This window comes from Kordia antarctica (assembly GCF_009901525.1).
In the GTDB taxonomy this organism is placed as follows: domain Bacteria; phylum Bacteroidota; class Bacteroidia; order Flavobacteriales; family Flavobacteriaceae; genus Kordia; species Kordia antarctica.
This window is the reverse complement of the sequence record NZ_CP019288.1, coordinates 5,210,075-5,233,716: the sequence shown is the minus strand read 5'-3', so window position 1 is coordinate 5,233,716 and position 23,642 is coordinate 5,210,075. Positions and strand designations below refer to the sequence as shown.

28 protein-coding genes are annotated in these 23,642 nt (G+C 32.1%); 13 read left to right on the top strand and 15 right to left on the bottom strand.

The window, feature by feature from the left end; genetic code table 11:
* Nucleotides 1-16 precede the first annotated feature (16 nt).
* Nucleotides 17-367, top strand: a complete 351-nt coding sequence (locus IMCC3317_RS22025; RefSeq protein WP_160131626.1) for a hypothetical protein — start codon at nt 17-19, stop codon at nt 365-367.
* A gap of 135 nt (nt 368-502) precedes the next feature.
* Here IMCC3317_RS22025 and IMCC3317_RS22020 read toward each other — a convergent pair whose 3' ends face one another.
* The 4 genes from IMCC3317_RS22020 to IMCC3317_RS22005 form a co-directional block, all read right to left on the bottom strand.
* Nucleotides 503-781: a hypothetical protein gene (locus tag IMCC3317_RS22020; protein WP_160131625.1), complete on the bottom strand. Its 279-nt coding sequence runs from the start codon at nt 779-781 to the stop codon at nt 503-505.
* Nucleotides 782-876: 95 nt separating this feature from the next.
* Nucleotides 877-1,941, bottom strand: coding sequence for a magnesium/cobalt transporter CorA (corA, locus tag IMCC3317_RS22015; RefSeq protein ID WP_160131624.1), 1,065 nt, complete (start codon nt 1,939-1,941; stop codon nt 877-879).
* A gap of 4 nt (nt 1,942-1,945) precedes the next feature.
* Nucleotides 1,946-3,019, bottom strand: coding sequence for a mechanosensitive ion channel family protein (locus tag IMCC3317_RS22010; protein ID WP_160131623.1), 1,074 nt, complete (start codon nt 3,017-3,019; stop codon nt 1,946-1,948).
* 190 nt (nt 3,020-3,209) lie between these two features.
* Nucleotides 3,210-4,040, bottom strand: a complete 831-nt coding sequence (locus tag IMCC3317_RS22005) for a mechanosensitive ion channel family protein (protein WP_160131622.1) — start codon at nt 4,038-4,040, stop codon at nt 3,210-3,212.
* Between the two features lie 177 nt (nt 4,041-4,217).
* Here IMCC3317_RS22005 and IMCC3317_RS22000 point away from each other — a divergent pair, with 177 nt between their 5' ends.
* Nucleotides 4,218-4,679, top strand: a complete 462-nt coding sequence (locus IMCC3317_RS22000; RefSeq protein WP_160131621.1) for a hypothetical protein — start codon at nt 4,218-4,220, stop codon at nt 4,677-4,679.
* Between the two features lie 12 nt (nt 4,680-4,691).
* Here IMCC3317_RS22000 and IMCC3317_RS21995 read toward each other — a convergent pair whose 3' ends face one another.
* Nucleotides 4,692-5,078: a hypothetical protein gene (locus IMCC3317_RS21995; protein ID WP_160131620.1), complete on the bottom strand. Its 387-nt coding sequence runs from the start codon at nt 5,076-5,078 to the stop codon at nt 4,692-4,694.
* Nucleotides 5,079-5,193: 115 nt separating this feature from the next.
* Between IMCC3317_RS21995 and IMCC3317_RS21990 the strand changes: the two genes are divergently transcribed.
* Entirely contained in the window at nt 5,194-5,559 is a 366-nt protein-coding gene (locus tag IMCC3317_RS21990; RefSeq protein WP_160131619.1) for a hypothetical protein, read from the top strand.
* A gap of 72 nt (nt 5,560-5,631) precedes the next feature.
* Here the strand turns inward: IMCC3317_RS21990 and IMCC3317_RS21985 are convergent, their stop codons facing one another.
* A complete protein-coding gene (locus IMCC3317_RS21985; protein WP_160131618.1) occupies nt 5,632-6,906 on the bottom strand; it encodes a phosphatidylserine decarboxylase in 1,275 nt (424 codons plus the stop codon).
* Between the two features lie 291 nt (nt 6,907-7,197).
* Here IMCC3317_RS21985 and IMCC3317_RS21980 point away from each other — a divergent pair, with 291 nt between their 5' ends.
* The gene (locus IMCC3317_RS21980) at nt 7,198-7,713 is read left to right on the top strand and encodes a GNAT family N-acetyltransferase (RefSeq protein ID WP_160131617.1); all 516 of its coding nucleotides are present in this window, start codon (nt 7,198-7,200) and stop codon (nt 7,711-7,713) included.
* 47 nt (nt 7,714-7,760) lie between these two features.
* Here the strand turns inward: IMCC3317_RS21980 and IMCC3317_RS21975 are convergent, their stop codons facing one another.
* The 9 genes from IMCC3317_RS21975 to IMCC3317_RS21935 all read right to left on the bottom strand — a co-directional run bounded on the left by IMCC3317_RS21975 (nt 7,761) and on the right by IMCC3317_RS21935 (nt 14,783).
* Nucleotides 7,761-8,081, bottom strand: a complete 321-nt coding sequence (locus tag IMCC3317_RS21975) for a hypothetical protein (protein ID WP_160131616.1) — start codon at nt 8,079-8,081, stop codon at nt 7,761-7,763.
* Nucleotides 8,082-8,489: 408 nt separating this feature from the next.
* A complete protein-coding gene (locus IMCC3317_RS21970; RefSeq protein ID WP_160131615.1) occupies nt 8,490-9,068 on the bottom strand; it encodes a 4'-phosphopantetheinyl transferase superfamily protein in 579 nt (192 codons plus the stop codon).
* Entirely contained in the window at nt 9,065-9,319 is a 255-nt protein-coding gene (locus IMCC3317_RS21965) for an acyl carrier protein (protein ID WP_160131614.1), read from the bottom strand. The genes IMCC3317_RS21970 and IMCC3317_RS21965 overlap by 4 nt, the downstream gene beginning before the upstream one ends.
* Before the next feature lie 7 nt (nt 9,320-9,326).
* The gene (locus IMCC3317_RS21960) at nt 9,327-10,601 is read right to left on the bottom strand and encodes a beta-ketoacyl-[acyl-carrier-protein] synthase family protein (RefSeq protein ID WP_160131613.1); all 1,275 of its coding nucleotides are present in this window, start codon (nt 10,599-10,601) and stop codon (nt 9,327-9,329) included.
* Nucleotides 10,591-11,043, bottom strand: a complete 453-nt coding sequence (locus tag IMCC3317_RS21955) for a 3-hydroxyacyl-ACP dehydratase FabZ family protein (protein WP_160131612.1) — start codon at nt 11,041-11,043, stop codon at nt 10,591-10,593. The genes IMCC3317_RS21960 and IMCC3317_RS21955 overlap by 11 nt, the downstream gene beginning before the upstream one ends.
* A gap of 53 nt (nt 11,044-11,096) precedes the next feature.
* On the bottom strand, nt 11,097-11,894 hold the full coding sequence (locus IMCC3317_RS21950; RefSeq protein ID WP_160131611.1) for an SDR family oxidoreductase: 798 nt from the start codon (nt 11,892-11,894) through the stop codon (nt 11,097-11,099).
* Nucleotides 11,888-12,940: a type III polyketide synthase gene (locus IMCC3317_RS21945; protein ID WP_160131610.1), complete on the bottom strand. Its 1,053-nt coding sequence runs from the start codon at nt 12,938-12,940 to the stop codon at nt 11,888-11,890. Before IMCC3317_RS21945 ends, IMCC3317_RS21950 begins: the two co-directional genes overlap by 7 nt.
* Nucleotides 12,937-13,650, bottom strand: coding sequence for a methyltransferase domain-containing protein (locus IMCC3317_RS21940; protein ID WP_160131609.1), 714 nt, complete (start codon nt 13,648-13,650; stop codon nt 12,937-12,939). The genes IMCC3317_RS21945 and IMCC3317_RS21940 overlap by 4 nt, the downstream gene beginning before the upstream one ends.
* Nucleotides 13,647-14,783, bottom strand: a complete 1,137-nt coding sequence (locus tag IMCC3317_RS21935) for an NAD(P)/FAD-dependent oxidoreductase (RefSeq protein WP_160131608.1) — start codon at nt 14,781-14,783, stop codon at nt 13,647-13,649. The genes IMCC3317_RS21940 and IMCC3317_RS21935 overlap by 4 nt, the downstream gene beginning before the upstream one ends.
* 265 nt (nt 14,784-15,048) lie before the next feature.
* Here IMCC3317_RS21935 and IMCC3317_RS21930 point away from each other — a divergent pair, with 265 nt between their 5' ends.
* From IMCC3317_RS21930 to IMCC3317_RS21890, 9 genes are all read left to right on the top strand, one after another.
* Nucleotides 15,049-15,630 (top strand): hypothetical protein, encoded by a 582-nt coding sequence (locus IMCC3317_RS21930; RefSeq protein ID WP_160131607.1) that lies wholly within the window; start codon nt 15,049-15,051, stop codon nt 15,628-15,630.
* A 129-nt stretch (nt 15,631-15,759) separates the two neighbouring features.
* Nucleotides 15,760-16,146: a hypothetical protein gene (locus IMCC3317_RS21925; protein WP_317172559.1), complete on the top strand. Its 387-nt coding sequence runs from the start codon at nt 15,760-15,762 to the stop codon at nt 16,144-16,146.
* A 494-nt stretch (nt 16,147-16,640) separates the two neighbouring features.
* Complete coding sequence (locus IMCC3317_RS21920; protein ID WP_160131606.1) at nt 16,641-18,128, top strand: peptidoglycan-binding domain-containing protein; 1,488 nt, start codon at nt 16,641-16,643, stop codon at nt 18,126-18,128.
* Between the two features lie 87 nt (nt 18,129-18,215).
* A complete protein-coding gene (locus IMCC3317_RS21915; protein WP_160131605.1) occupies nt 18,216-18,404 on the top strand; it encodes a hypothetical protein in 189 nt (62 codons plus the stop codon).
* Between the two features lie 110 nt (nt 18,405-18,514).
* The gene (locus IMCC3317_RS21910; RefSeq protein ID WP_160131604.1) at nt 18,515-20,095 is read left to right on the top strand and encodes a GMC oxidoreductase; all 1,581 of its coding nucleotides are present in this window, start codon (nt 18,515-18,517) and stop codon (nt 20,093-20,095) included.
* A 40-nt stretch (nt 20,096-20,135) separates the two neighbouring features.
* Nucleotides 20,136-21,098 (top strand): alpha/beta fold hydrolase, encoded by a 963-nt coding sequence (locus IMCC3317_RS21905; RefSeq protein WP_160131603.1) that lies wholly within the window; start codon nt 20,136-20,138, stop codon nt 21,096-21,098.
* A 192-nt stretch (nt 21,099-21,290) separates the two neighbouring features.
* Nucleotides 21,291-21,560 carry a hypothetical protein gene (locus IMCC3317_RS21900; protein WP_160131602.1) on the top strand — a complete coding sequence of 90 codons (270 nt, stop codon included), beginning with the start codon at nt 21,291-21,293 and terminating at the stop codon, nt 21,558-21,560.
* Nucleotides 21,547-22,734, top strand: a complete 1,188-nt coding sequence (locus IMCC3317_RS21895; protein ID WP_160131601.1) for a hypothetical protein — start codon at nt 21,547-21,549, stop codon at nt 22,732-22,734. The genes IMCC3317_RS21900 and IMCC3317_RS21895 overlap by 14 nt, the downstream gene beginning before the upstream one ends.
* Before the next feature lie 156 nt (nt 22,735-22,890).
* Nucleotides 22,891-23,550: a LysM peptidoglycan-binding domain-containing protein gene (locus IMCC3317_RS21890; protein WP_160131600.1), complete on the top strand. Its 660-nt coding sequence runs from the start codon at nt 22,891-22,893 to the stop codon at nt 23,548-23,550.
* Nucleotides 23,551-23,642 lie beyond the last annotated feature (92 nt).

Sequence of the window (23,642 nt, the reverse complement as noted above, 5' to 3'; positions counted from 1 at the left end):
ATTAAACCATGAAACCATGAAAAAAATAAAAGTAGTATCGTTTTTCCTTGTAGCTTTCTTATTTTGTAGTTATACAGCTGTAGCTCAGGAAGAGGAAGAAGACGTATTAACAATTACTGGAACGTTTACAGGAATGGAAAAAGGAATGTTTGCATTTACTTTTAAAGATGTAGACGGAGAAGAAAGTACCATTGACTTTGATAAGATTTCACCAGAAGCCAAACAACTGTTTGATCTGACAAATAAAGAAATGATTGGGTCAAAATTTGTAGTAACGTATTCTAACGTTAATGAAGAAGAAGAAGGTGCCGATGGAGAAATTGAGTATGTCAGTGTAAAAACAATTTTGACACTGAAGAAATTGTAATTCCATTGATTTGAATAGAATAGAATAGAATAGAATAGAATAGAAAAAGTCGCTTGTTTAGAGTTCTAAACAAGCGACTTTTTTTTTACACAACCTTCGTTAATATGAGAATCTAAAAATTACATATTAATAAAATTACTCACAATAATCTCCTTCACAAGACACATCATCAGTTTTTGGAGGCGTCATAAAATCTTCTTCATATTTTCCTTCTAAAACATCTTTAATAGTTGATTTTTTAACTAGGAATATGATATCGTTTAAATTAAATTTCACTCGATCTTCCATTTCTATATCAACTTCAGAAAATGAAATGACATCACTTTCTTTAAAGCCATCTTTATACATCGTAGCAATAGCTTTTATCATTTCAGGTGATAGATAATCTTCAAAATCAATAGTTACTTTTTTCATTGTAAATTCCTTTTAATTTAAAATCAAGACACCAAACGTGCTAAAAAGTCACTTTTTTTTTATAAAAAATAAAAAGGCTCTCTAAAAAGCACAGTTTACAACCACTTTTTTCGTTTAAAATAGATCAACATTCCAATTGCTATAACAATCATAACTCCCCACATTATAAAATAACTGTATTTGTATTTTAGTTCAGGAACAACGTCAAAATTAGTCCCGTAAATACCAGCAATAAAAGTTAACGGAATAAAAATAACGGAAAATACCGTAAGGAATTTCATTACATCATTCAGCTTAGAGCTAATAGTCGTATGATAAATATTTAATTGGTCTGAAAGTATTTCTCGGTAACTATCGGAAGATTCTACTGCTTGATTTATGTTCCCAACGAGTTCTTTAAAATGCACCAAACTTGATTCATTTATAAATTCAGAATCTAACTTTGAAAGTGCCAAAATCATTTCTTGCGCAGGATTGATATTTTTTCGTAAAAAGTTCAATTCTTTTTTTAACAAATTGATTTGGTCTAACGTTTCTTTACTTGGATTTTCTAATAATTTCCCTTCAATTGCCTCAATTTTTTCTCCTAAGTTGCTTATAATATAAATGTAGTTATCAATTACAATATCCAATAGCGCATACATCAGGTAATCTACTCCTGATTTACGAATACGTCTTTTTGCGTTTTTAATACGTTCTCGAACAGGATCAAAAACATCTCCATCACGTTCTTGAAAAGAGATTAATACCGTTTTCATTATTATAATGCTTAAATTTTCAACAGAAATCAATCCTGTTTCTTCATTCATTTGCATCATTTTTATCGACACAAGCACGCAATTATCATAATCATGTACTTTTGGGCGAGAATGCGTATCCATTACATCGGCAAGTACCAAATGATCCAATTCAAACGACAATGCAATATTCCGCATTGCCTCTGCATTATGCAATCCGTCAATATTAAACCAAGTTACAGATTCTTTGTCTTTGTACTTTATAGCTTCTTTAGTTTTTGAAATGCTAACTTCTTCAAATTGATCTGAATCAAAATCTATAACACGTAATCGTACATTCTTTATCTTTTTGTCACCTCTAAAGAACAATTCATCTGGAGCTCTTCCTATTTCATCTTTACTTTTTCTTGTAAATCTTCCCATTGTTCTATTTATTTACACTCTTTTCTTTAATATTATAGATTGTATGCGTTGGAAAAGCAAAATCTAATCCTGCTGCTTCAAAACGTGTCAATATTTCAAGATTCATTTTATTTTGTGCAAGCGGTATATCTGCTTCTTTTCTAATGTAATAAATAAATAACACTACAAGCGAGAAGTCGGCAAAATTTTCAAAAAACACCACCGGAAGTTCCGTAACAATTTCTTGATTATCTGCATTGATTTGTTTTAAAATCTCCATTGCTTCCTGCATTTTATCAGAACTTGTATCATACGTCAAACCCAATCGTAACATTATTTTTCGAGTCGGTTCTAACGCTACATTCTCTACACTATTATTAATAAACATAGAGTTTGGTATTGTTACTAACGAACCTGATAATGTTCTAATTCGGGAGCTACGGATTCCAATTTCTTCTACTTTTCCATCAAATCCATCTATTTTTATACGATCATCAATTTTGAAAGGTTTATCGGTAAAAACAGAAATACCTCCAAAAATATTTTGAAGATAATCTTTGGCTGCCAACGCAAATGCCAATCCGCCAATTCCTAATCCAGCAATTAATCCTGCTAAGTTATATCCGATAGAATTGAACGCTATAATAATTCCAATAATCCAAATTGTAACTGAGATTACTTTCGTTACAATAGGCAATAATTGTTTTTTAGACCTGCTTTCCGATACTTCAATAGCTGGTTCCATATATTCTTCAACCAACGCGTTTACAAAACGGGCAATAAACCAAGTAATGCAGACGATAATCAATACTACATTTGTATTTGATACAAAAGTCGCAACCTCTGTAGTCATGTTTAATTGTTGCATTCCAAGATAAAATCCAAGAACTGTAATGGCAAAAATTACGGGTTTTTCTAGTGTATCAATTAGTACATCGTCTAATTTTGATTTTGTTTTACTAGTCAATCCCTTAGCTATTAGCTTAAATATAAAATACACCAATTTAGCAACAATAATTCCTCCAGCTATATATGCGGCGGCTATTAACCATTGCGTTGGTGTGTTCAAAAGATATTCATTTGATAAGATACTTAACATTCTTATTTTAGTGTTTAATTATTTATTATTTTAAGATTTCTGTCTGAAACAATACGCATAGATAATAACTTTACATAAAAAGTTTTAATGTTTAAAACGCACATGTTCTAAACATTAAAACTGTTTTCTTTTATTACCAAAGTTTCCAAATGCAAAAATATGATATTTTTTACCAATGGTTACTTAATTGTTACTGAGTTTTACTGATAATATGAATGTCTCTTTGTGGAAAAGGAATCGTTACGTTGTTAATTCTGAAAAGATGATCTATTTCAAAATGCAAATTACTTTTAGGATGCACCGCTTGAAAACTATCATCTACTGTAAAAACTAATTTAAAGTTTAAAGAACTGTCGCCAAACTCAGTAAAAAACACAGTAGGTTCCGGAGTTTTTAAAATACCACTTGTACTAAAAGCAGCTTCCAATAAAAGACGCTTTACCAATTTCGTGTCAGAACCATAAGCGACTCCAACAGTAATATTCTCGCGTGTAATTCTATCATTTTGAGTCCAGTTATACAGCGTATTTGTAAGATACGTGTGATTCGGAATTACTAATACTTTATTCTCTAAATTAATTCCCTTAGTTGTTCTCAAATTAATGTCTGTTACTTTCAGAATTCTGCCATCAATTTCAATGACATCACCAACATGAATCGTTTTATCTAATAACACAAAAATACCACATATAATATCTTGAAAAAGCGTTTGAAGCGCCAATCCAACACCAATTAATAGCGCAGCAGAAGCAGCAAATACGGCTGTAATGTTCACACCAATATTATCTAAAGTAACGAAAGTTACGATGACAAAAATAAAATATTTAGCAAACGAAAAAACTGTTTTAAACTTCTGACTTTCATCGTCATTGAGCTTTCTTGAAAGAATCCGCCTAATTATTCTTATAAAAAGTGATGTAATTATGAAAATTGCAATTAAAAATAATAATGCCTTTACGGAAATTTGAATATCCTTTCCTAAAGAAAAGGTATAGTTAATCAGTTCTTTGAATTTTTCCATTCGATTGATGTGCCTTTAAGGGTTACGAAAATAAAGACACGGAATTCCCGAATTGGTCACATTGCATAACTCACAACTGATAACTCATAACTAAAAACAAAAATTTCCCCACATATAGGTATTTCGTGCCGTTACAGATTGCGTATTTTTAAAATGCTAAATCTAAAAATCATACTTATGACTTATGTAAACGCATTAGAGCAATTCTTGACTGCTTCTATTTGTATCGTATTACTTTATAATTTCTTGACAACTGTCCTATTTTGCTTTCAAAAAGAATTACTATTTGAAAAAAAGAAGATTCAAATTGGACAAAAAATACTATTAATACTAACGTTGATTGCGTTCGGAATCTATCTTTTTACAGCAAAAACAATTCCTACAGACTTATTTATACTTCCTTGGATTTGGGGATTTTTGGCAAGTCATTTATTTATAGTTCGAAAAAACCGTTGGCTAAACGAACTCTTAGGGTTAGGAATGTTACTCGCTATTACAATTATCCTATTTTTCAAACAAACTGAGATCATTCAAACCGTTTTCGATGTTGAAATGTATCGTATAAAGTATGAAATAGTTGGTGCGTATGTGAGTTTGGGTTTTGTTCTTGGTGCTTTATTTTGGACGAAGTCTGCATAAAAATCATCAGTTTCAAATAGTTTCCGCGACTTGTATTACTATTTTCTTCATTTTCATTCGATAATACAACATACATATACCATTGAATATGAAATTAATTATCAATGGAATTAAGATCAATCTAAATGCAAAAAATAATAGAGGACTAATAAATAAAGAAGGAAATAAAAACGTTGCAATTTTCTCCCAATTCTTAGGGAAATCTGGAATGGCAAAGTAAATCGTGTACACAACAATACTTACTACTGCCCAAATAATGACAAAGATGTATATTAGACCAACTTCGCCTGTGCTGTCGCCAACAATACTTTTGGCAAGTATCCACGGAAGTACAACATTCAATAATAAAGCGTAGAAATAAAAATTGCGAACTAATTTTTTGGCACTCTTTTTTGGCATGTAAAACGTTTCAATTAATTGAACCAAAGATAGTTTTTCAAGCGAAAGTTCTTTGTAATTATTTTGCAAAATGTATATTTGAATACGTACAACCAACTTATACGCTACTGTTCACATGTCACAAACCATTACCAAAAACTTCATTCCATTAGGACTTGCCTTGCTCCTAGTCATTATTTCTTTAGTTATGAATACAACTCAAGATGTTCTATTTACCTCAGCACAGTATTTAGGATATACGTTGGTAATCGCAGCAACATTTGTATACTTTTTTAATCAAAAATGGTTTGTTTATTTTTTCTTTTTAATACTACTTGCGGGAACAATTCACCTGATTTCTATTTTCTTTATGGATATTACCTTAAGTATTACAATCATTACGTTCAATCCAATTTGTTTGTTCCTTTTGGCATTGCACATCTTTTTTAACAAGACTGTATTTGATGAATTGTTTCCTGAGAAAAAAAGTGAACATTCTTGAAATAATAGCTCATAAAAAACGCCATAATTACAACTATAATTATGGCGTTTTGTAAATACTAATAACCTGATACTATTCTTTTAAGTAAATAGCCGTTTGTCCGTATTGAAAATGAATTGGAACATGCCCAGGATCTCTCTTAAACATATATAAATCTGTTGGTGGCTTTTCGAATAACATAATAATATCCGAACCGCCAAATCTGAATTTCCCAAACTCCTGCCCTTTTACAACTTCTTTTCCTTGAAGCTTGTCTACATACATCATTACGCCCGAAACTTGTGCCATTCCGATTGGTAGAATCGCTACTTTTCCAAGCTTTTCTCCTGCGTCCATAATGACTAAACCACGTGCTTGGTTAAACTCGTAACCGTCTCCAGAACCATCTGGCGCATGCCATTGTCCGTCAGTCATATTCACATTTAAGTATACTTGACCTTGAATATCTTTAATCTCTAATATTTTTCCGCTTACTGGCGTATGAAAACGATGGTAATCGTACGGACCTAAAAAGTAATGCACAAACGTTCCGCCGTAAAAATCACTTGCGTATTTACTATTGTCCAATAATTCTTTTACCGTTCCAATTGCGTGTGTATGTTTTAATCGTGCTTTGGTTTTCTCTCCATCTGGACCTAACACATTTCCTTCTGCATCAATTGGATAATCGGCTTTATAAGTACAATCTGCTGGCGAAGCAATCGTCGTATTGTCATTTGGTGCTGCAATTGGACGCAATGGCGAAATTCCTGTAGTTGCATCTGCATTATTAAATTCTCTGTAAAAGAACTCATTAAATGTTGTCCAAGTCGTTGCATTTTTAGCATACAACGGATAATTGTACATCGCGTTGTGCTTAAACGAATACAAACTCTCTTTCGTCAATGATTCTGTAGTGTCCAAGAAACTTCCCCAAGCAACAACAAATTCTACCAACCAAGCTGCAAAATCTGGAAAGCTTTGCATGCTTATTGTTGTATTTGGTACTTTTTGATCCACCAACCAATAAAACTGACATATTAAATCGTATACTTTTTGATTGTAACCATTTGATGTATCTGTACTTGTCCAAGCATTTGGATAGTTTGGATCGCTACTTTCATCAGGGACCAAACGTACATACATATCTAAATAATCATAATAATTTTCCAGCGTTGTTGGCCACGCATTTCCGTTAAATTCGTCATTCAAAGCGGCATATAAATCTTTATTCAATGTTGTTGCTGCTGAAATGCTTGCAATATTTAAAGAAGCGAGTAACGCTACTTCCATGCCTGTGTTGTTAGCGAGAAGTGTTTTTAGTTTTTGTACAACCTCACTATGGCTATGAATCGTTGTGTTTTTCATGGTAAAATAGTTTTATATTGTTATACTCAAATATAACACGATAAGAAACACGTTGTAAGCGTAGTACACTTCGATTTAAAAAGCGCGTAGAATTGCGTACTTTTATTGAAAATTTACAAATAAAAGATGTTAGACCGCTTTGCTTTTAGAATATAGAACAAAGACTTAAATGTAACTATTTGATATTCAGATGTAAAAATGATAGTGTCAAAATTAAACTCTCAAACTTAAAGTATAAGTAAACGCTGAACCATTTTATGGAACTCTAATTGAACACCAATACTAATTTTAATGATTCAGATTCGCAAAGCCACGATTGATGATATCAACCTCATCGCCGACATTGGAAAAACCACTTTTTTAGAAACTTATCTAGTCAACACACCCAAAACTGATGTGGAATCCTTTATTGAAAAAGCTTTTAATTTGAATACCTTGGCAGAAGAATTACGCAATCCGACTATTGAATATTATCTCTTATATGCTGATAAAATAGTTATTGGTTACGCCAAAATTATCTTAGATACAACCAATCCGAATATTGCTTCACAACGCATCACAAAACTAGATCGCTTCTATGTTTTAAAAGAGTTTCATGGACAAAATGTAGGCTCAAAACTGTTTAAGTATACAATTGAAGCTTCCAAAAAATACCAACAACAAGGAATGTGGCTCTACGTTTGGATTGAAAACAAACGCGCTATTAATTTCTACACAAAAAACAACTTCAAAAAAGTAGGCGTGTACGATTTTGTACTTTCTGAAACACGTTCTAATCCGAATGATGTACTGTTTTTAGAATATTAATTTGATGTTTTCGCTTTCGCGAGAATAAACTTGGGCTTCCAAAAAGTCTATTTCTCATCTGCATAAACGTTTTGTAAGTTCCCGAAAGCTTCTCGCACACCAGCGAGAACGTTTCGTAAGTTCCCGAAAGCTTCTCGCACATCCGCGAGAACGTTTCGTAAGTTCCCGAAAGCTTCTTGCACGCCAGCGAGAACGTTTCGTAAGTTCCCTAAAGCTTCTCGCACACCAGCGAGAACGTTTCGTAAGTTCCCGAAAGCTTCTCGCATTGCTGCGGGAACGTTTCGGGAGCGTTTTTGTTGCGAAATATTCAATGAAACACATAAAAAATACCTATTTATTGCGAATACTGCAAAATGAGCTTGTTTCACATAAAATAACGTGAGTTCGACATAAGTTTACTTAGATAAAATTTTGAACATATTTTTAAAATAAGTGCTAAACATCTGAATTTCATTTTATTATTTTCGTTTTCTTTGCTCGCACAAAGAATACTGAATCAAGTTCAGCACAGGCTTCAACAAAAGAAAGTGCGCTTTTCCAGAGGTATTTTTAGTTTTTTTTATGGAAAAACTAAAACCGCATGAATTTCTCTAAATTTTCTCCAAGGATTCGAAAATTCTTAACGAAAAATCCCTGCTATACTGCGGAAAAGGCAAAAACATTCTGAAATTTTATATCGAACTCACGTTAAAATTGTAAAGACATATTTCACTCAAAGCTAATGAGTAAGTCGTATTCAGTTTAAATAAGGTAGTTGCTGAGAATAAAAGTTGGTGTTAAAAAGAAATAGCATATCCACCATAAAATCCATGATGCGCTATTGAAAATGAATCGGTTTGTTCATCACCTTTGTAGAATAATCGAGGAACGTTATTTTTATCTTTCTTGATTTCTAAGTTTTTAATAGACACTTTTTTTAGTTCCGAGAAGGATTTTAGCAATTTTTGTTTTGCTGTGTGCGATTGGATTTTATAAGAATTGTCTTCTATTTTAAAATGATGAGTTATTGTTGTTTCGCGAGCTTCAGAATATGCCAAGGTATTTATAAAATCATCGCTTATTTCAGATTTTGTTATGTATTGATTTCCATTGAAAGTAACCAAACCTTCACTTTTAGAAACCAATTCACAACTTAATTTCTTAGGATTAAAAAATCGCTCTCCATTTTGTTGCACATAAATTTTATATGCAGCTTCTTTCATACTCCAAAGTAACCAAACCATTTGCGATTGGTTTTCAGAATTTAAGATCCGACATTGTTCATCCTCTGAAAAAACTTTCCCTAAAAAACGTGGTCTTTTCCAATTAGATTCTATGGCAGCAACTTTTAAATCAACAATGTCGTTGCCAATCATTTTGCAGCTGTTTTCTCATTTACTATTTCCATCGCAGCTTTTACAGATACCATTTTTTCCATATCTTCATTTTCAATTCTAATATCAAATTCATCTTCAACATCTAAAATAACATCTACCAAATTGGCTGAATTAATTTTTAAATCATTGATAAAATCTGTATCCTCAGATAAATTATTGAAAGCTTCCTCATCCTGAATGTAAGGTTTCACAATCGTTTTTAGTTTGGCAATTAATATTTCTTTTTCCATATGAATATTATATTGAATACGTTTTAAATATAACACATCCGTTTACATCCCCAAAACCAAAACTTGCTTTTGCAGCAATAGTAAGTTTTGTTTTCAGTACTTTTTTAGGTATTTTTTCTTCGGCAATTAAACTTGAAATTTCTGGATGCACATCTTCACAATTAATGTTTGGGAAAATAAATTGCTCTTTTAATTGTAACACAGTCGCGACACTTTCAATACTTCCAGCAGCAGTTAAACAATGTCCAACCATTGATTTTAATGAATTTATATATGGGAAATCTGTTCCTTTTCGATTCAATGCGTTGGTCCAATTTTTAATTTCCAAACTATCTTTTGATGTGGCTGTTAAGTGACCATTAATAGTATCAATGTCAGTTGCGGAGATTCCAGCATTTTCAATAGCTTCTTGTATACAACGTACGACGGCTTTTTCGTTTGGAGCTGTCAGCGTTCCTCCATCACGTTGTCCGCCAGAGTTTACTGCACCACCTAAAACTTCCGCATAGATCGTTGCTTTTCTTTCCAAGGCACTTTCTAATGATTCTAAAACTAATGCACCAGCGCCACTTCCAGGAACAAAGCCGCTAGCAGTTGCACTCATAGGTCTAGAACCTATTTCTGGAGTTTCATTATGTTTATAAGTCATAACGCGCATGGCGTCAAAACCTCCCCAAATATAAGGTCCGTCGTCACTACAACTACCAACTAACATGCGTTTTGCTTTGCCAGCTTGGATTCGGTCAAAACCTAAAATAATAGCTTCCGTTCCAGTCGTACACGCAGATGAATTGGTCGTTACTTGATTCCCTAAACCTAACATTCCGCCTAAAAAAGCACTGACGCCACTTGTCATAGTTTGTATGACTGCTGTACTTCCTAAACGTTTTACTTCTTTATTATCTATTTTATAAATGGCTTCTCTAAATTTTTCAATTCCAGAAGTTCCTGTTCCAAAAACAGTTCCGCTGTCATACTCTAATTCACTTTCTGCATCAAAAGGAAAACCAGCATCTTTCCAAGCATCAATGCCTGCAATACAGCCATATAAAATACCTGCACTATTGAAACCGCGGAGTTGTAAAGGTGTAAAATAGTCCAGCTTTTTTTCTTCTGAAATCTTAGGAATTCCACCAATACAGCATGAAAAATTTAACTCTTTTAAGTTTTCGTGATACGTTATTCCAGAGATTCCTTTCTTAATGGCGTTTGCAAATTCGGGCAATCCCACGCCATTTGGCGCAACAACTCCCATACCTGTGATCACAACTCTATGCTTCATTTGCTGTTGGTTTTATCATTCCTGAAATAGTGCCTCTACACACCAATTCATTTTTTTCGTTGAATAGCTTTACTTTACATTTTAATTTATTGAATCGGAAGTATTCTTTTTCTGAAATAACGGTTACTTTTTCATTGGGAAACACAGGTAAAAAGAAATCAATTTGACTTGACGTTAACGCAATTTGAAGATTCTTTTCGTTAGATGTTTCTTCGTTTAACAAATAAATTCCCAAACATACCACACCAATTTGCGCCATACATTCTGTGAGTATTACGCCTGGCGTTACAGAATTGTTTTTGAAATGTCCTTTATAGAAATATTCGGTTGGTTTGAACGTGTAATTTCCTGTGACACCTTCGTTAGAAATCATAGTCAATTCATCAACAAACAAAAAAGGATGCTGATAAGGTAATAACTTTATGATTTCTTTACTGTTCATGATTTATTTTAGATTATGGATTCCTCTCTTTGCAAGAATAAAAAGTCGATTACTTAACTGATATGCTCACCGCCATCAACGGGAATAATACTTCCATTAATCCAACTGGCTTCATCTTTACTCAATAAATAAACGACATTCGCAACATCTTCAGGATTTGTTAACCGCTTAAATGGATTTCGAACCAACGTATGTTTTTTGATTTTTTCATTTCCTGGAATCATTTGTAAAGATGCCGTGTCCGTCACGCCTGCTTGAATGCAATTGGCTCTAATTCCGTACGATGCAAATTCTAACGCTATATTTCTAGTTAGTGCTTCTAAGGCTACTTTTGCAGCAGAAACCGCGGCATAGTTTTTCCATGCTTTGGCATTACCTTCACTTGTAAAACTGATGATTCTGGCATCTTCAGCAAATAGTTTGACTTCAAAAACAGCTTGAGTCCAATCGTATAAACTAATCGCCATCGCGTTTATGGTTAGATTGAAATCGTCATTTTTCAAAGTCGGCGCATTGTCTGCAATCATAGGTTTTAAATTCCCTTTTGCAATGCTATGTACCAAGGTTCTAATTTTTCCTTTTTCGCCTAAATATTGAGGTAAATCGTTAATTACTTTCTGTCTTTTTTCAGGATTTATCGCATCTATATTAAAAGATATAAACTGAATTCCTTCTGCCTTAATTTTATCAAATTCAGCTGTAATTTCAATTTCTTGCGATCTTGAATTTCTATGAATTATACAAATATTCATACCGTGAGCAGCCAGTTTTTTTGCTGTGGCTAATCCCAATCCGCTAGAGCCTCCTAAAATGAGTGCCCAATAGTTTTTATTTTTAAATTCTTTTACCATTCTAATAGAATACGTTGTGCCGAAAATCCTGGTCCAAAACTCAGCATGAGCCCTTTGTCTCCTTTCGGTAATTTTTTGTCCATAAAACGTTCTAAAACATACAATACCGTAGCACTGCTCATGTTTCCATACATTTTAAGAACTTCTTTGGTGTCATCTATATTTTTTCCTAGTGATCCAAATAATTCTTCTACAGTTTGCACGATTTTTTTCCCTCCAGGATGAAAAATAAGATGATTTATATCTTGAATAGTTATTCCGTTTTGTTCTAAAAAAGGATGTACAATACTTGGAAAATGTTCGGCAATTTTTTCGGGAACTGTTACATCCAAAATCATTTGCAAACCAGTATTTGTCAGTTTAAAACCCATCATATGTTCGGAATCGTAAAAATGATACATGGCTTCGCCTTTAATTTCTGGACCTTCTTCATTTTCATAGGAAGACAAAATAACACTCGCTGCGCCATCTCCAAAAATAGCAGCACTTACAATGTTTGCCATAGAGAAATCATCTAATTGAAATGTAGCTGTTGGTGCTTCAACCGCAATTACAACTGCTCTTTTGTTTGAATTTTCTTTTAAGAAGTTTTTCGCATAAATTATCCCCGAAACACCTGCTGCACAACCCATTTCTGTGACTGGCAAACGGACAATATCCTGTTTCATTTTTAAGCGATTTATCAAATATGCATCTAAAGACGGAATCATAATTCCAGTACAACTTACTGTTATAATATAATCAATATCATCTGGCTTTAAGCTTGCTTTTTCTAAAGATTTTAAAAGAGCTCCTTCTGCCAAGCCAACTACTTCTCTAACGTAAATATCATTTTTTTCTTCGAAAGAAGTATTTGAAAAAACTTCTGCTGGATCCATGATGGAATACCGTCTATCAACCGCTGCATTTTCAAAAATCTTGAAAACTTTACGCTTAAAACGATCTTCTTGTCCTGACAACCAAACGTCTAAATAGGGCAAAATATCAGCGGTTAATCTATTGTATTTTGGCAGTTGTTTTGCTACCGATATTATTTTTACACTCATTTATTTTGTATTATCCATTGATACCGAAATGCCCATTTCCATTTAATTTGGGGCTTTACTTGTAATTTATTTGAAAACGATGTTAGTTCTTCACGTTTAAATCCACGTAAAATAGACGTTAGGCCATCTTCAATAATCATTCTGTTTTTTATAGTTAGGCATACTAATTTGAATAAATAATACGCCATTGGATGCCTGTGCAAATCATTTACAATAATTCCTAGTTTTGCCTTCTTTTTTGCTTTAGATAATATGTCAAGAATCTGTTCTTCTTTGAAATGATGTAAGAACAGCGTTGATAAAACTAAGTCGTACTTCAATGCTTCAAATTCTTCTGAAAAAATATCACACGCTATAAAACTAATATTCTCATAGTCTTTTGATAAATGACTCGCATATGCTACTGCATCTTTGTTAGCATCAATGCCAATGAGTTTGAAAGTATAGCCTTCTTTTTTGCCATAACTTGCTATTCTTCTAAGAATGTCTCCGCCTCCACAACCTAAATCTATAATTGTAATCGGCATTGTTTTGGAATGACCTTTTAACATTTTTTTTAAGCCACTTATAGTTACATGATTACCTCCAAGCCATTTGTTAATGCGTGCTAATGTATCTAAAGTTTTATGCAGAATGTCTCCATTGATGGAAAAATCATCCATAATTTCAACTTCATCTGTTCTGTGTTTTGTGTTAATAAATAGACTCATTTTATAATCATAGGTTTTCCGTGAGTTCGTGTAATTATTTTTGGCAATAGACTTGGAATGTATTTAACGATAGGAATTAATAGTTCAGCTAATTGATTTCTGCTGAATATGTTTGCTGCAAAATGACCAACTCTTAATCGATTTTTGAATTCTTTATTCCAAGATTTTTGATATGCCTTTTCTAATGCTACACGCGATTCAATTTTGCCTTGAAGATACATACTAATTAGTTGCGAAGCCATTTGCGCACTTCGTATTGCCATACTCATCCCATTTCCACATAATGGATGAATCATTCCAGCAGTATCTCCACACATAATGATGTGATTTTCAATAGGGTTTTTAGTCGCAAATGAAATCTGACTTATAGTTAAAGGCGTTTCAAAAACAGGTTGGCTATTTTTAAATATTGCTTTTAAATAGTTGTTTTTAAAGATTACTTCTTCTTGAAATTCATCAATGTCTTTATATTTTTTAAAGGCTTCAAAGTTTGTTATGTAGCAAAGATTAATGCTATCATTTTCAACTTTTGAAACACCGCAATATCCTCCTTTAAAATTATGCAACGCAACTAAGTCGTTAGGAAAATCGCCTTTGACGTGCATTTTTACCGCTAAAAATGGCGATTTCTTTTTTATGAAATTTCTGTCTAGTTTTATATCTAATGAAGATCGTTTACCAAAAGCACCAATTACAATAGTTGCATGGAATGTTTCATTTTTTGTTTGAACAGAAAAAGCATCATTTGAAAATTGAACATCAATCACCGAATCTTGAATAATTTTAGCACCATTTTGTAGTGCCATTTCAGCCAATGCATTATCTAAAGTGTACCTACTAATTCCAAAACCGCCTAATGGTAAAGTGGCTTTTATAAGTTTATTTTTAGGTGTAGAAAGTTCAAATTTAGTAATTTTTTGTGCTCCAAGATCAAACACATCAATTCCTAAATAATCAAAATATGGTAATACCTCGTTAGAAATATATTCTCCGCAAACTTTATGTTTTGGATAGGCATTCTTTTCAATAACCAAAACCCTACTGTTTTCCTTTGATAAGTGGATAGCCGATGATAAACCCGCTAAACCACCACCAATAATAATAACATTAAAAGGTGCTGCGTTTGTTTTCAAGAATACTATTTTTTTCTGCAATTTCTACAAAGATACTATATTATAAACCGTTGTATATTTAGGTATTATTCATGTTGAGATTATTACTATTTCTCTATATATTTTACTTCTTAAACGTCTAGTTTTTTATCGAAAAAAAAAATTACAACAGCTTGCTTAAAAAAATCTGCATGGATTTTCTATTTGGTTTATATTTGTTAGATTAGTTGCTTAGATTTGCATCAAACCTTAGTCAAACACACTGTTAACAATAAATCTCAAATTAATGGAAGTCCTTATTCACTTTATATTTCAGTTAATTAAAATCGGAATTCTTGCATCAATTTATGCTTTTATCTTTATCATAATTTTATTAATTATAAGAAAATTAAAACCGACTAAGTTTTTAGAAAGAGTAAAAACACAAAAGATAAAATCTTGGTTTATAAGTGGATTTTTAATCTCAATCGGGCTTTTTGTGTACGCTTTCAGTTATTGGGGAAATCACGGACTTGGAGATGGACCAATGATTCCAATTGGACATTGGAAAACGGTTGAAAACACGAATTGGAATGAATATGGATATTTAAAAGGACATAAAACTAGCGATAGAATTAACATAGAAACCACAAGATTTAAAGTTACGAATGATAAACTATGTGGAAATCTTGAAAGTTGGTTTTATGATTTTGAGAACTCTTATTTTGTGTTGGATTTGAAAACGGATAAAATAACTGAATTCAAAACAGTAACTGAATATGATGAATATGCGGGAAAAAATAAATTACCGAAATCACATGAATTTTTAAGTTTTGAACAGAATTATAGAAACCATTGGGGCGGAATTAGGTTTCTGCTCTTACCATAAAATACCAAAGCTTTCCCGATTTCACTTTAATAAACAAATTCAAATATTCGTGGCAAAAAATCATCAATTTGTAAAAAATACTTGAAGAATAACGAAAGGAATTTATCAAACAAAAAATAAAGCAACAACATGAAATCAGTTCCTTTGTGGAATCCTATAAACGTTCAAGATATTGTAGGCGAATATAAAATTTCAGGTATCAATCAAGACGCTGAAAGAACGAAATATACTGGAATCTTAAAATTATCACTTGATGAAAATAATAAAATAAAAAGTCATTGGTCAATTGATAATAATTCCCAAATAATGAAAGGTATTGGTTTTTACAAGGATAATATTTTAGTCATTAACTTTCATTACACAGGCGATGACGCTACTATTTACAAAGGAGTTGTGGTATATAAAATACTAAGCGCAAATATTTTGAACGGTTTTTGGTCAGAAAAACACGGAGATCAAAAGTTTTTAGGAGAAGAACAATGCCTTAGAATAAACTCAGTTTCTGACAACAACTAGAATTAATAAAATTTTAATATCTAACAAATTTTAAAACCTTTACTTTTTTTCTAATTAAAGATCAAAGTTTCCACTTATTCAATTTAGTACTAATAAATACATTGCATTGTGTATATATAATCTTTGTGTTATTTTTATGGGCAATATCAGGAATTCGGAATGTAAGTATGAATCATAAAACTCTTGTACCAACTCCGCAAAAAATTAATTACTACGCACTTACTTACGAAAATACTTACGGGTTTTTTATTCGACTTTTATTTACTAAATTAGGTGCTTACACACGCAACTAAAATACACCAAACGCTATGTGCAATTTAAAAGCAACATTTCTGATGAAAATAAAATTTCAACAGAATTGAAAGGATTTTTATTGATAGTTTTGATTCGTAAGTACTGAATTGAACAACTGAATTAATAGTAACTGTAACGTTGGGAATATACCGAAAAACCAACAGAATTTTGAAGTAGGTACATGTTAAACAACCAAATTTATGAGTAAACTAAAATCACTCTTGACTTTATTAATTATTTTGAGTAATTATTTGGCAATCAGCCAATCTTTATTCACATTTTCTGAAGAAAAAGAGAAACCCAACGCAAGTTCATTTGAATACACCAATGCGAATGCATTTAATATAACATTAGATGAAATACAAATTTTAGATATAGGAAAGAATTTTGGACCAACTTGGAATGTGATTTTTTTAGAAGATGAAAATCAAATGATATATACCAGAAGTTCCAAAAATAATAATGGCAATGAAATAGTTGTAAGAGATATTAAAACTTCAAGAATAATTGCAAAATTTAAAGGTTCAACATTACGTGCAGTTTCACCAGATAGAAACAGAATTTTTTATGATAATAGCATTTATGACATCAAACAACAAAAAGCATATAAAATAAATGCCGACATATATAATCATCATTATTGGCAAAGTGGCACAATCGCTTGGATAGACGATACGAAGATCATAGCTTACAAAAACTTAAAGGGCAATGGAGTACCTAGACCTTATAACGAATACTATTTTTATCTTGATTTGGATGATTTGAAAATCAAGAAAATGGATGACCAAGAGATTAATAGAGTTTTCCCAATCATTCAAAGTAAAAAAAATGAACACGCTAATTTTTACCTATATCTTTATGGCAAAAGCGATATTTACATTCAAGATAAAGCTACACCGTATTCCAAATCTATTTTAAATAGTCCAAATGGATATCCAATTCGAGGTTATTGGACTTCAAAAAATTTAGAATATGTGGTTATTTCCAAATATTCACAGCGCTATACAAACACAAACGAACTCGTCCTATACAAGCTTAAAAATACCATTGATAGTAATGAGTTGGATTTGTTTTTCACAGCAAAAAGTCCAAGTCAGTGGTTGGATGATAAATTTAAACCTGTTTTCAATCAAACTAATGGAGTTGGCGTTTGGGCAGATGTATATGAAGCAAAAGTGAATCCTTTGAATAATAAAGTTGTAGGACCTGATAAAAGCAAATATAGAGGTACAATGAAGATTGTTAAAGACCTTGGAGATAACAAAATTGGGTTGCAAGTAGGTCGCCACACACACGACATAAAATCAGGTTTTGTTATAACTAATTTTAAAAAAGACAATCGGAACAAAGACTCAAAAGGCGCTTGGACAACACTCGATAATTGGGACTACTTAAAAGGCTGTGCTATAGATTTCACAAAGCTTTCCATCGGAATTGATGACATGAATGTTTTATCTTTACATTCAATTTTAAACAGTGACCCACAAACAAAAGTAGCTAAAACTGGTATGAATTCTCCTGGCAACGAAAGTTCTTTGTTTGTAAAGGAAACGACTCAAGCAATTCTAAAATTTCAAAAATTGAAAAGACTCCATCCAACTGGGAAGATTGATTCTGCAACGTCTAAAGAATTAAATAAAGTCTGTGCAATTTCAATGAAAATGAAAGCACTAAAAAGACTCAATTAACCTAGAAAGATTAATTCTGAACAGAAATTAGGGATGAAAGTTCCTTACTTACATACGTTGAAAATAATAGTGACACAACGCTTCAAAATGAACAAATTACTTAAAAGTGAAATTCTGACAAACCTATTGTGGGCAGCATTCGGAATTATTGGTGGACTAAATTACTATAAAAAAGCGGAATATTGGATTTGCGGAATTATGTCTTTAATTGCAATAGTTCATGCGTTAAGATTATTTAAAAATTTGTTCAAAAATAAAGAGATTGTAGATGAATGAAAAGAAAAAAAATACCGATTTCTGAAAATCTATCTTGGGAATGGAAATAAATAACTATTGCCAACACAATATACATAAACGTTATAGTGAACACTAACGAAATACAAAAAATGGAGTACGATTATATTATCATAGGAAGTGGTTTTGGTGGCTCAGTTAGTGCTTTAAGATTATCGAAAAAAGGATACAAGGTTTTGGTGATTGAAAAAGGAAAATGGTACAAAGCAAAAGATTTCCCAAAAACCAATTGGAATTTCAGAAAATGGCTTTGGATGCCAAGTCTGCGTTTCTTTGGGATTATGAAATTAACCATCTTCAAACATGTCGCCGTTCTTTCTGGAACTGGTGTTGGTGGCGGATCTTTGGTATATGCAAACACATTGCCCATTCCTAAATCTACATTTTTCAAAACTGGCAGTTGGAGCAAACTCCACGATTGGGAAAAAGAATTAGTTCCTTATTATCAAGAAGCTCTAAAAATGCTTGGCGCAGCTAAAAACCCCAAATTATTTGACGGCGATATTGGACTCAAAAAAGTAGCTCAAAAACTTGGAATGGAAGATAAATTTGACGCCACCAATGTAGCCATCTATTTTGGAGAAGAGAATGTTACCAAAGAAGATCCTTATTTTGACGGCATGGGACCAAAAAGAACTGGTTGCAACTTCTGTGGAGCTTGTATGACAGGTTGCAGAAATAATTCTAAAAATACATTAGACAAAAATTATTTATACTTGGCTCAAAAATACGGTGCTGAAATTCTAGCCGAACATGAAGTGTATGATGTCAATCCAATACAGACTGAAAATGGAGAAAATGGGTATGAAGTTGCTATAAAAACCAGTACAAAATTCTTTACAAAGAGAAAAAAAATTAAAAGTAAAAGCGTCATTTTTGCTGGAGGTGTTTTGGGTACAATCAAACTCTTGCTCAAATTAAAAACCAGCTCATTACCTAATATCTCCGATAGATTAGGGCAAGATATCCGAACCAATAATGAAACTTTGGTAAGCGTTTCAAGCCTTGAAAAAGACAAAAATTATTCTAAAGGTGTGGCAATCGGGAGTATATTAGATACGGATGAAAATAGTCACTTAGAAGTAGTTAGATATTCTGAAGGTTCAAATGCGTGGAAACTCATGCATATGCCATATGTTACAGGAAGTAATGTGTTTATTCGTTTAGGAAAAGTATTTGTATCGTTCCTAAAATCTCCCATCAAATATTTCAAAATTTACTTTGTGAACAGTTGGGCAAAAAAAACAGTTGTGCTTCTTTTTATGCAAACGCTAGATAGCACACTTCGTTTTAAAAGAACTATTTTTGGTACAATGAGTTCAACGGTTAGTACAGGAAAAAAACCGACTCCTTTTATTCCAGAATCCATCAAATTGATTAAGGAATATTGTAAAGTTGTAAATGGTGTGAGTACTTCTTTTGCGTTGGAAACAATTGCAGGAATTCCGTCTACGGCGCATATTTTGGGCGGAGCAGTTATGGGAGCAAATTCTTCCGAAGGTGTGATTGATAAAGACAATAAAATGTTTGGCTATAAAAATCTTTACATTATTGATGGTTCTATGATTTCAGCAAATCCTGGCGTGAATCCATCGCTATCAATCACGGCAATTGCAGAGCGCGCAATGGATCAGATTCCTGCTAAGAGTGAATTGACGGAAACCGAAATATAAAGCAAATTACCAGAATTGCATGTAGTTTTAAACGATGTAAATGAAGAAATTAATCAAAGGAATAAAGATTTTTTTAGCACTTGTACTAACGTTCATCGTGATTGTTTTTCTATTATATGGACATCGAGATATTCCATTGAATGAATTGAAAGTTAAGTATACCAATAGCGCTTCTTCATTCATTTCTGTGAATGGAATGGACGTTCATTATCGGGATGAAGGAAACCAAACCGACTCAATTCCAATCGTGCTTATTCATGGCACAGGAGCTAGTTTACATACTTTTGATACTTGGGCAGATAATTTAAAGATTTCAAATAGAGTCATTAGAATGGATCTTCCCGCTTACGGTTTAACAGGTCCGTTTCCAAATCGCGATTACGCAATGACTCAGTATACAGCTTTCATAAAAGATTTTTTAACAGCTCTAAAGATCAAAAAATGTGTATTGGCTGGTAATTCTTTTGGAGGACAAGTTGCATGGAATTTTACTCTTGAACAGCCTAATATGATAGAGAAATTGATTTTGATTGATGCCGCAGGATATCCTCTAAATTCTAAGAGCGTACCAATTGCTTTTAAAATTGGCAGAACACCTGTACTGAAGAACCTTCTTACCTATTTAACGCCACGTTTTATAGTAAGATCTAGTGTTGAAAATGTATATTTTGATACGTCAAAAGTAACGGATTCATTAGTGGAACGCTATTTTGATCTCACGCTCAGAGAAGGAAATCGGCAGGCATTTGTTGATAGACTTAACAATTCAGGGAATGCGAGTTCTTATGAAAATATAAAAAACATTAAACAGCCAACGTTGATAGTATGGGGAGCGAAAGATTTATTAATTCCTGTGGAGAATGCACATCGGTTTCATCAAGATTTACCAAATGCGACATTAGTTATATTGGAGAATTCGGGTCATACTCCGATGGAAGAAAGTCCTTTAGAAAGTTTGAAACCTGTACTAGATTTTTTAAAAAGTAGCAAAAAAATTGACTAACCAATACTCTCCATGATTAAAAAACGGTTTCTTTTTTTAATATTCGCATTACAATAATGTTGGAAATGTAAGTGATTACGGGAAACCGTATGCACATGTGTAATCTTTATCTTATTTTTAAGGAAAAGAACAAGTGTTTTGTAGCGCATACTTAATAGTTGTAATTTCTATAATCTTTTAAATGAACTAAATATGAGCTTACCTAAACCCCCAAAACACAATAATGACTGCGTAAAATGTGGTTCTAAAATAACCACATTTCATAAAACAACAAATGCTGCTGGAACTGCCGAAGTTGCTTTTTGTGAAGCGTGTTATGGATATCCTTGTTATTGTAATAGGGTTTCTGTTTGTAACCAAGGAAGTTTTTTAGTTTCTATGAACCCATTAAAAATATCAATAAAATGTCCTTCATGCCGCCATTGGGCAGCACTTGTACAAATAAAAGATGGTTGGTGGTAAAAAAAATAAAATGGATACATTTACGAAAGGAACCGCTAATATTGTTGAAATAAACCCTAATAGTTTTATTTCTGCAATAGAACTTGCCGAAAAGGCAAATAGTCTAGTAACAGAAAACTCATCTGATTGGATCAATTATCTCCGAAAACTTAAGATTGATCTTGAGCTTATCAGTGAGTTTTGTGGCAATATAATGCCCAGGCCTGAAAGAAAACTTATAAACGATATTTACACATCCTTTATTCCAAAACTTGTAATTATTAAAAAGGGATTAATGTCAGGTTTTTTCATATATGATACTGATATTAAAAAAGCATATTTTTATTATCAAAACCCAAAAAATATAAAAGTAAAACCTCTTAAAAAATACTCTTTATGTGATAGTATCCCTGAATATGATTTTGTCATTAGTTATTCAAATAAAGATGTAAGTTTCACAAGAGATTTATTCCAAATGTTCAGTTTCAATTTTAAACTTTATTTTTTAGATATTGAAAAAGTAGTGGAAGATCCTTTATGGCAAATACGGTATCGGGAAGCAATGTATCATAGTCAGTACTTTATACCTGTATTTTCTGAAAATTATTTAACAACCCAAGGTGCGCTAAGTGAATTCTTTGAAAGTGTGTATCTAAATATAGATTTTCGAACCATCACTTTTTACAATTATTTTATTCCTTTTATTATTGGCGATTTGACTTTTGAAGGACTAAAAAATCATGTTGAGAATAACAAAGATGAATATGCACAATATTTTAACTATGACATTAAAATATTTTTTGAAATACTCAATGATATTAATTTCGGATTAAGAACAGAAATTCATACTCATAAAGAAATTGTTTTGTTTTTAAAATCTATTGTAACTAATAATAAAAACAACTTACAGCACTTATATAATAATACAAAAAAAACTGAATTAGATATAAATTTTATAGAATTACTATTGAAGGAAACTGAGTATGTTATTTATTCAAAATTGAGCGATCCTGCATTAAAAATAGTGACATTATTTACTCATAAATCATTCAAAAAGTGGAACATTATAGATATTTTATCTGATGGAAGGTGCATTAACAGGCAATTTACAACAGAAATACAAGATGATGCTATCAAAGTGAATGAAAATATTTTTAAAGATATTTCTAACTTCCTAAATGAAGATGCTACCTAAAATAACAATTTTAAGGTATTATATATTTTGATTGTGTTCTGCATGAAAGAAATACAAATCATTACAAGAAACCTTATTGCATATATGTAATCTTTGTCTTATTTTTATCAACATAACTACATTCTATATCATACTACCAATCAAAAGACTTAAAAGATGAATCAATTTTCAAAACTAATTTTAGTTTTCATACTACAATTATCAGTTTACGCAGGAATAAGCCAAGAAGCTAACAACGCTTACATTGTACAAAATGGCGATTGGCTGAGTAAAATTTCTCAAAAAGCCTACGGAAATCCGCATCTATATTACAGAATTATTGAAAGTACCAACGAAAAGCAGTTGTCAGATAACAGTTTCCAGAAAATCTCAGATGTACGGAAAATTAATGTTGGACAAAAATTATGGATTCCTGCCTATAAAGCATCCGATAAGAAAAAGGGCGATGTTTTAGTTGCTATTCCTGTGACAGATTGTGAAATACGAATTTGGTATAATTATCAAATTGTTGCGATTTCTGAATTAAATAAAAGCTGGATTCAACAAAAAACCGATCTAAAAACTAGAGCCTTACAAGCGTATGAATTAAGACATAATGCACGAATGAATGCTCGATTTATGATGGCAGATAAAGTAAAAGTAAAAGAATTTCAAGATAGAGATGTTCTAAAATACGGAAATCCGCACGGACCAACTTTTGCGCAACTTCTAAAAAAATGTACTGATAAAGGAACTGCAACCGATGCTTGTTATCAAGACATTATCGTTTCTTCGAGTAGAGTGAGTGTTGTTTATAATGATAAGTGTAAAGAGTAAGTTAATTGTCGATTGATTGTTCTTAATTACGGGAAACCACATTGTGTATGTGTAATGTTTATCTTATTTTTAACAAAACAACCAACCATTTT

Coding starts and splice junctions, on each gene's coding strand:
- IMCC3317_RS22005 (WP_160131622.1), bottom strand. CDS start 4,040: ATGGAAAAATTCAAAGAACTGATTAACTATACCTTTTCTTTAGGAAAG.
- IMCC3317_RS21910 (WP_160131604.1), top strand. CDS start 18,515: ATGGAGTACGATTATATTATCATAGGAAGTGGTTTTGGTGGCTCAGTT.
- IMCC3317_RS21920 (WP_160131606.1), top strand. CDS start 16,641: ATGAGTAAACTAAAATCACTCTTGACTTTATTAATTATTTTGAGTAAT.
- IMCC3317_RS21995 (WP_160131620.1), bottom strand. CDS start 5,078: ATGCCAAAAAAGAGTGCCAAAAAATTAGTTCGCAATTTTTATTTCTAC.
- IMCC3317_RS22010 (WP_160131623.1), bottom strand. CDS start 3,019: ATGTTAAGTATCTTATCAAATGAATATCTTTTGAACACACCAACGCAA.
- IMCC3317_RS22025 (WP_160131626.1), top strand. CDS start 17: ATGAAAAAAATAAAAGTAGTATCGTTTTTCCTTGTAGCTTTCTTATTT.
- IMCC3317_RS21890 (WP_160131600.1), top strand. CDS start 22,891: ATGAATCAATTTTCAAAACTAATTTTAGTTTTCATACTACAATTATCA.
- IMCC3317_RS21965 (WP_160131614.1), bottom strand. CDS start 9,319: ATGGAAAAAGAAATATTAATTGCCAAACTAAAAACGATTGTGAAACCT.
- IMCC3317_RS21970 (WP_160131615.1), bottom strand. CDS start 9,068: ATGATTGGCAACGACATTGTTGATTTAAAAGTTGCTGCCATAGAATCT.
- IMCC3317_RS22020 (WP_160131625.1), bottom strand. CDS start 781: ATGAAAAAAGTAACTATTGATTTTGAAGATTATCTATCACCTGAAATG.
- IMCC3317_RS22000 (WP_160131621.1), top strand. CDS start 4,218: ATGACTTATGTAAACGCATTAGAGCAATTCTTGACTGCTTCTATTTGT.
- IMCC3317_RS21915 (WP_160131605.1), top strand. CDS start 18,216: ATGAACAAATTACTTAAAAGTGAAATTCTGACAAACCTATTGTGGGCA.
- IMCC3317_RS21985 (WP_160131618.1), bottom strand. CDS start 6,906: ATGAAAAACACAACGATTCATAGCCATAGTGAGGTTGTACAAAAACTA.
- IMCC3317_RS21905 (WP_160131603.1), top strand. CDS start 20,136: ATGAAGAAATTAATCAAAGGAATAAAGATTTTTTTAGCACTTGTACTA.
- IMCC3317_RS21955 (WP_160131612.1), bottom strand. CDS start 11,043: ATGAACAGTAAAGAAATCATAAAGTTATTACCTTATCAGCATCCTTTT.
- IMCC3317_RS21900 (WP_160131602.1), top strand. CDS start 21,291: ATGAGCTTACCTAAACCCCCAAAACACAATAATGACTGCGTAAAATGT.
- IMCC3317_RS21930 (WP_160131607.1), top strand. CDS start 15,049: ATGGAAGTCCTTATTCACTTTATATTTCAGTTAATTAAAATCGGAATT.
- IMCC3317_RS21940 (WP_160131609.1), bottom strand. CDS start 13,650: ATGAGTCTATTTATTAACACAAAACACAGAACAGATGAAGTTGAAATT.
- IMCC3317_RS21895 (WP_160131601.1), top strand. CDS start 21,547: ATGGTTGGTGGTAAAAAAAATAAAATGGATACATTTACGAAAGGAACC.
- IMCC3317_RS21980 (WP_160131617.1), top strand. CDS start 7,198: ATGATTCAGATTCGCAAAGCCACGATTGATGATATCAACCTCATCGCC.
- IMCC3317_RS21925 (WP_317172559.1), top strand. CDS start 15,760: ATGAAATCAGTTCCTTTGTGGAATCCTATAAACGTTCAAGATATTGTA.
- IMCC3317_RS21950 (WP_160131611.1), bottom strand. CDS start 11,894: ATGGTAAAAGAATTTAAAAATAAAAACTATTGGGCACTCATTTTAGGA.
- IMCC3317_RS21990 (WP_160131619.1), top strand. CDS start 5,194: ATGTCACAAACCATTACCAAAAACTTCATTCCATTAGGACTTGCCTTG.
- corA (WP_160131624.1), bottom strand. CDS start 1,941: ATGGGAAGATTTACAAGAAAAAGTAAAGATGAAATAGGAAGAGCTCCA.
- IMCC3317_RS21960 (WP_160131613.1), bottom strand. CDS start 10,601: ATGAAGCATAGAGTTGTGATCACAGGTATGGGAGTTGTTGCGCCAAAT.
- IMCC3317_RS21945 (WP_160131610.1), bottom strand. CDS start 12,940: ATGAGTGTAAAAATAATATCGGTAGCAAAACAACTGCCAAAATACAAT.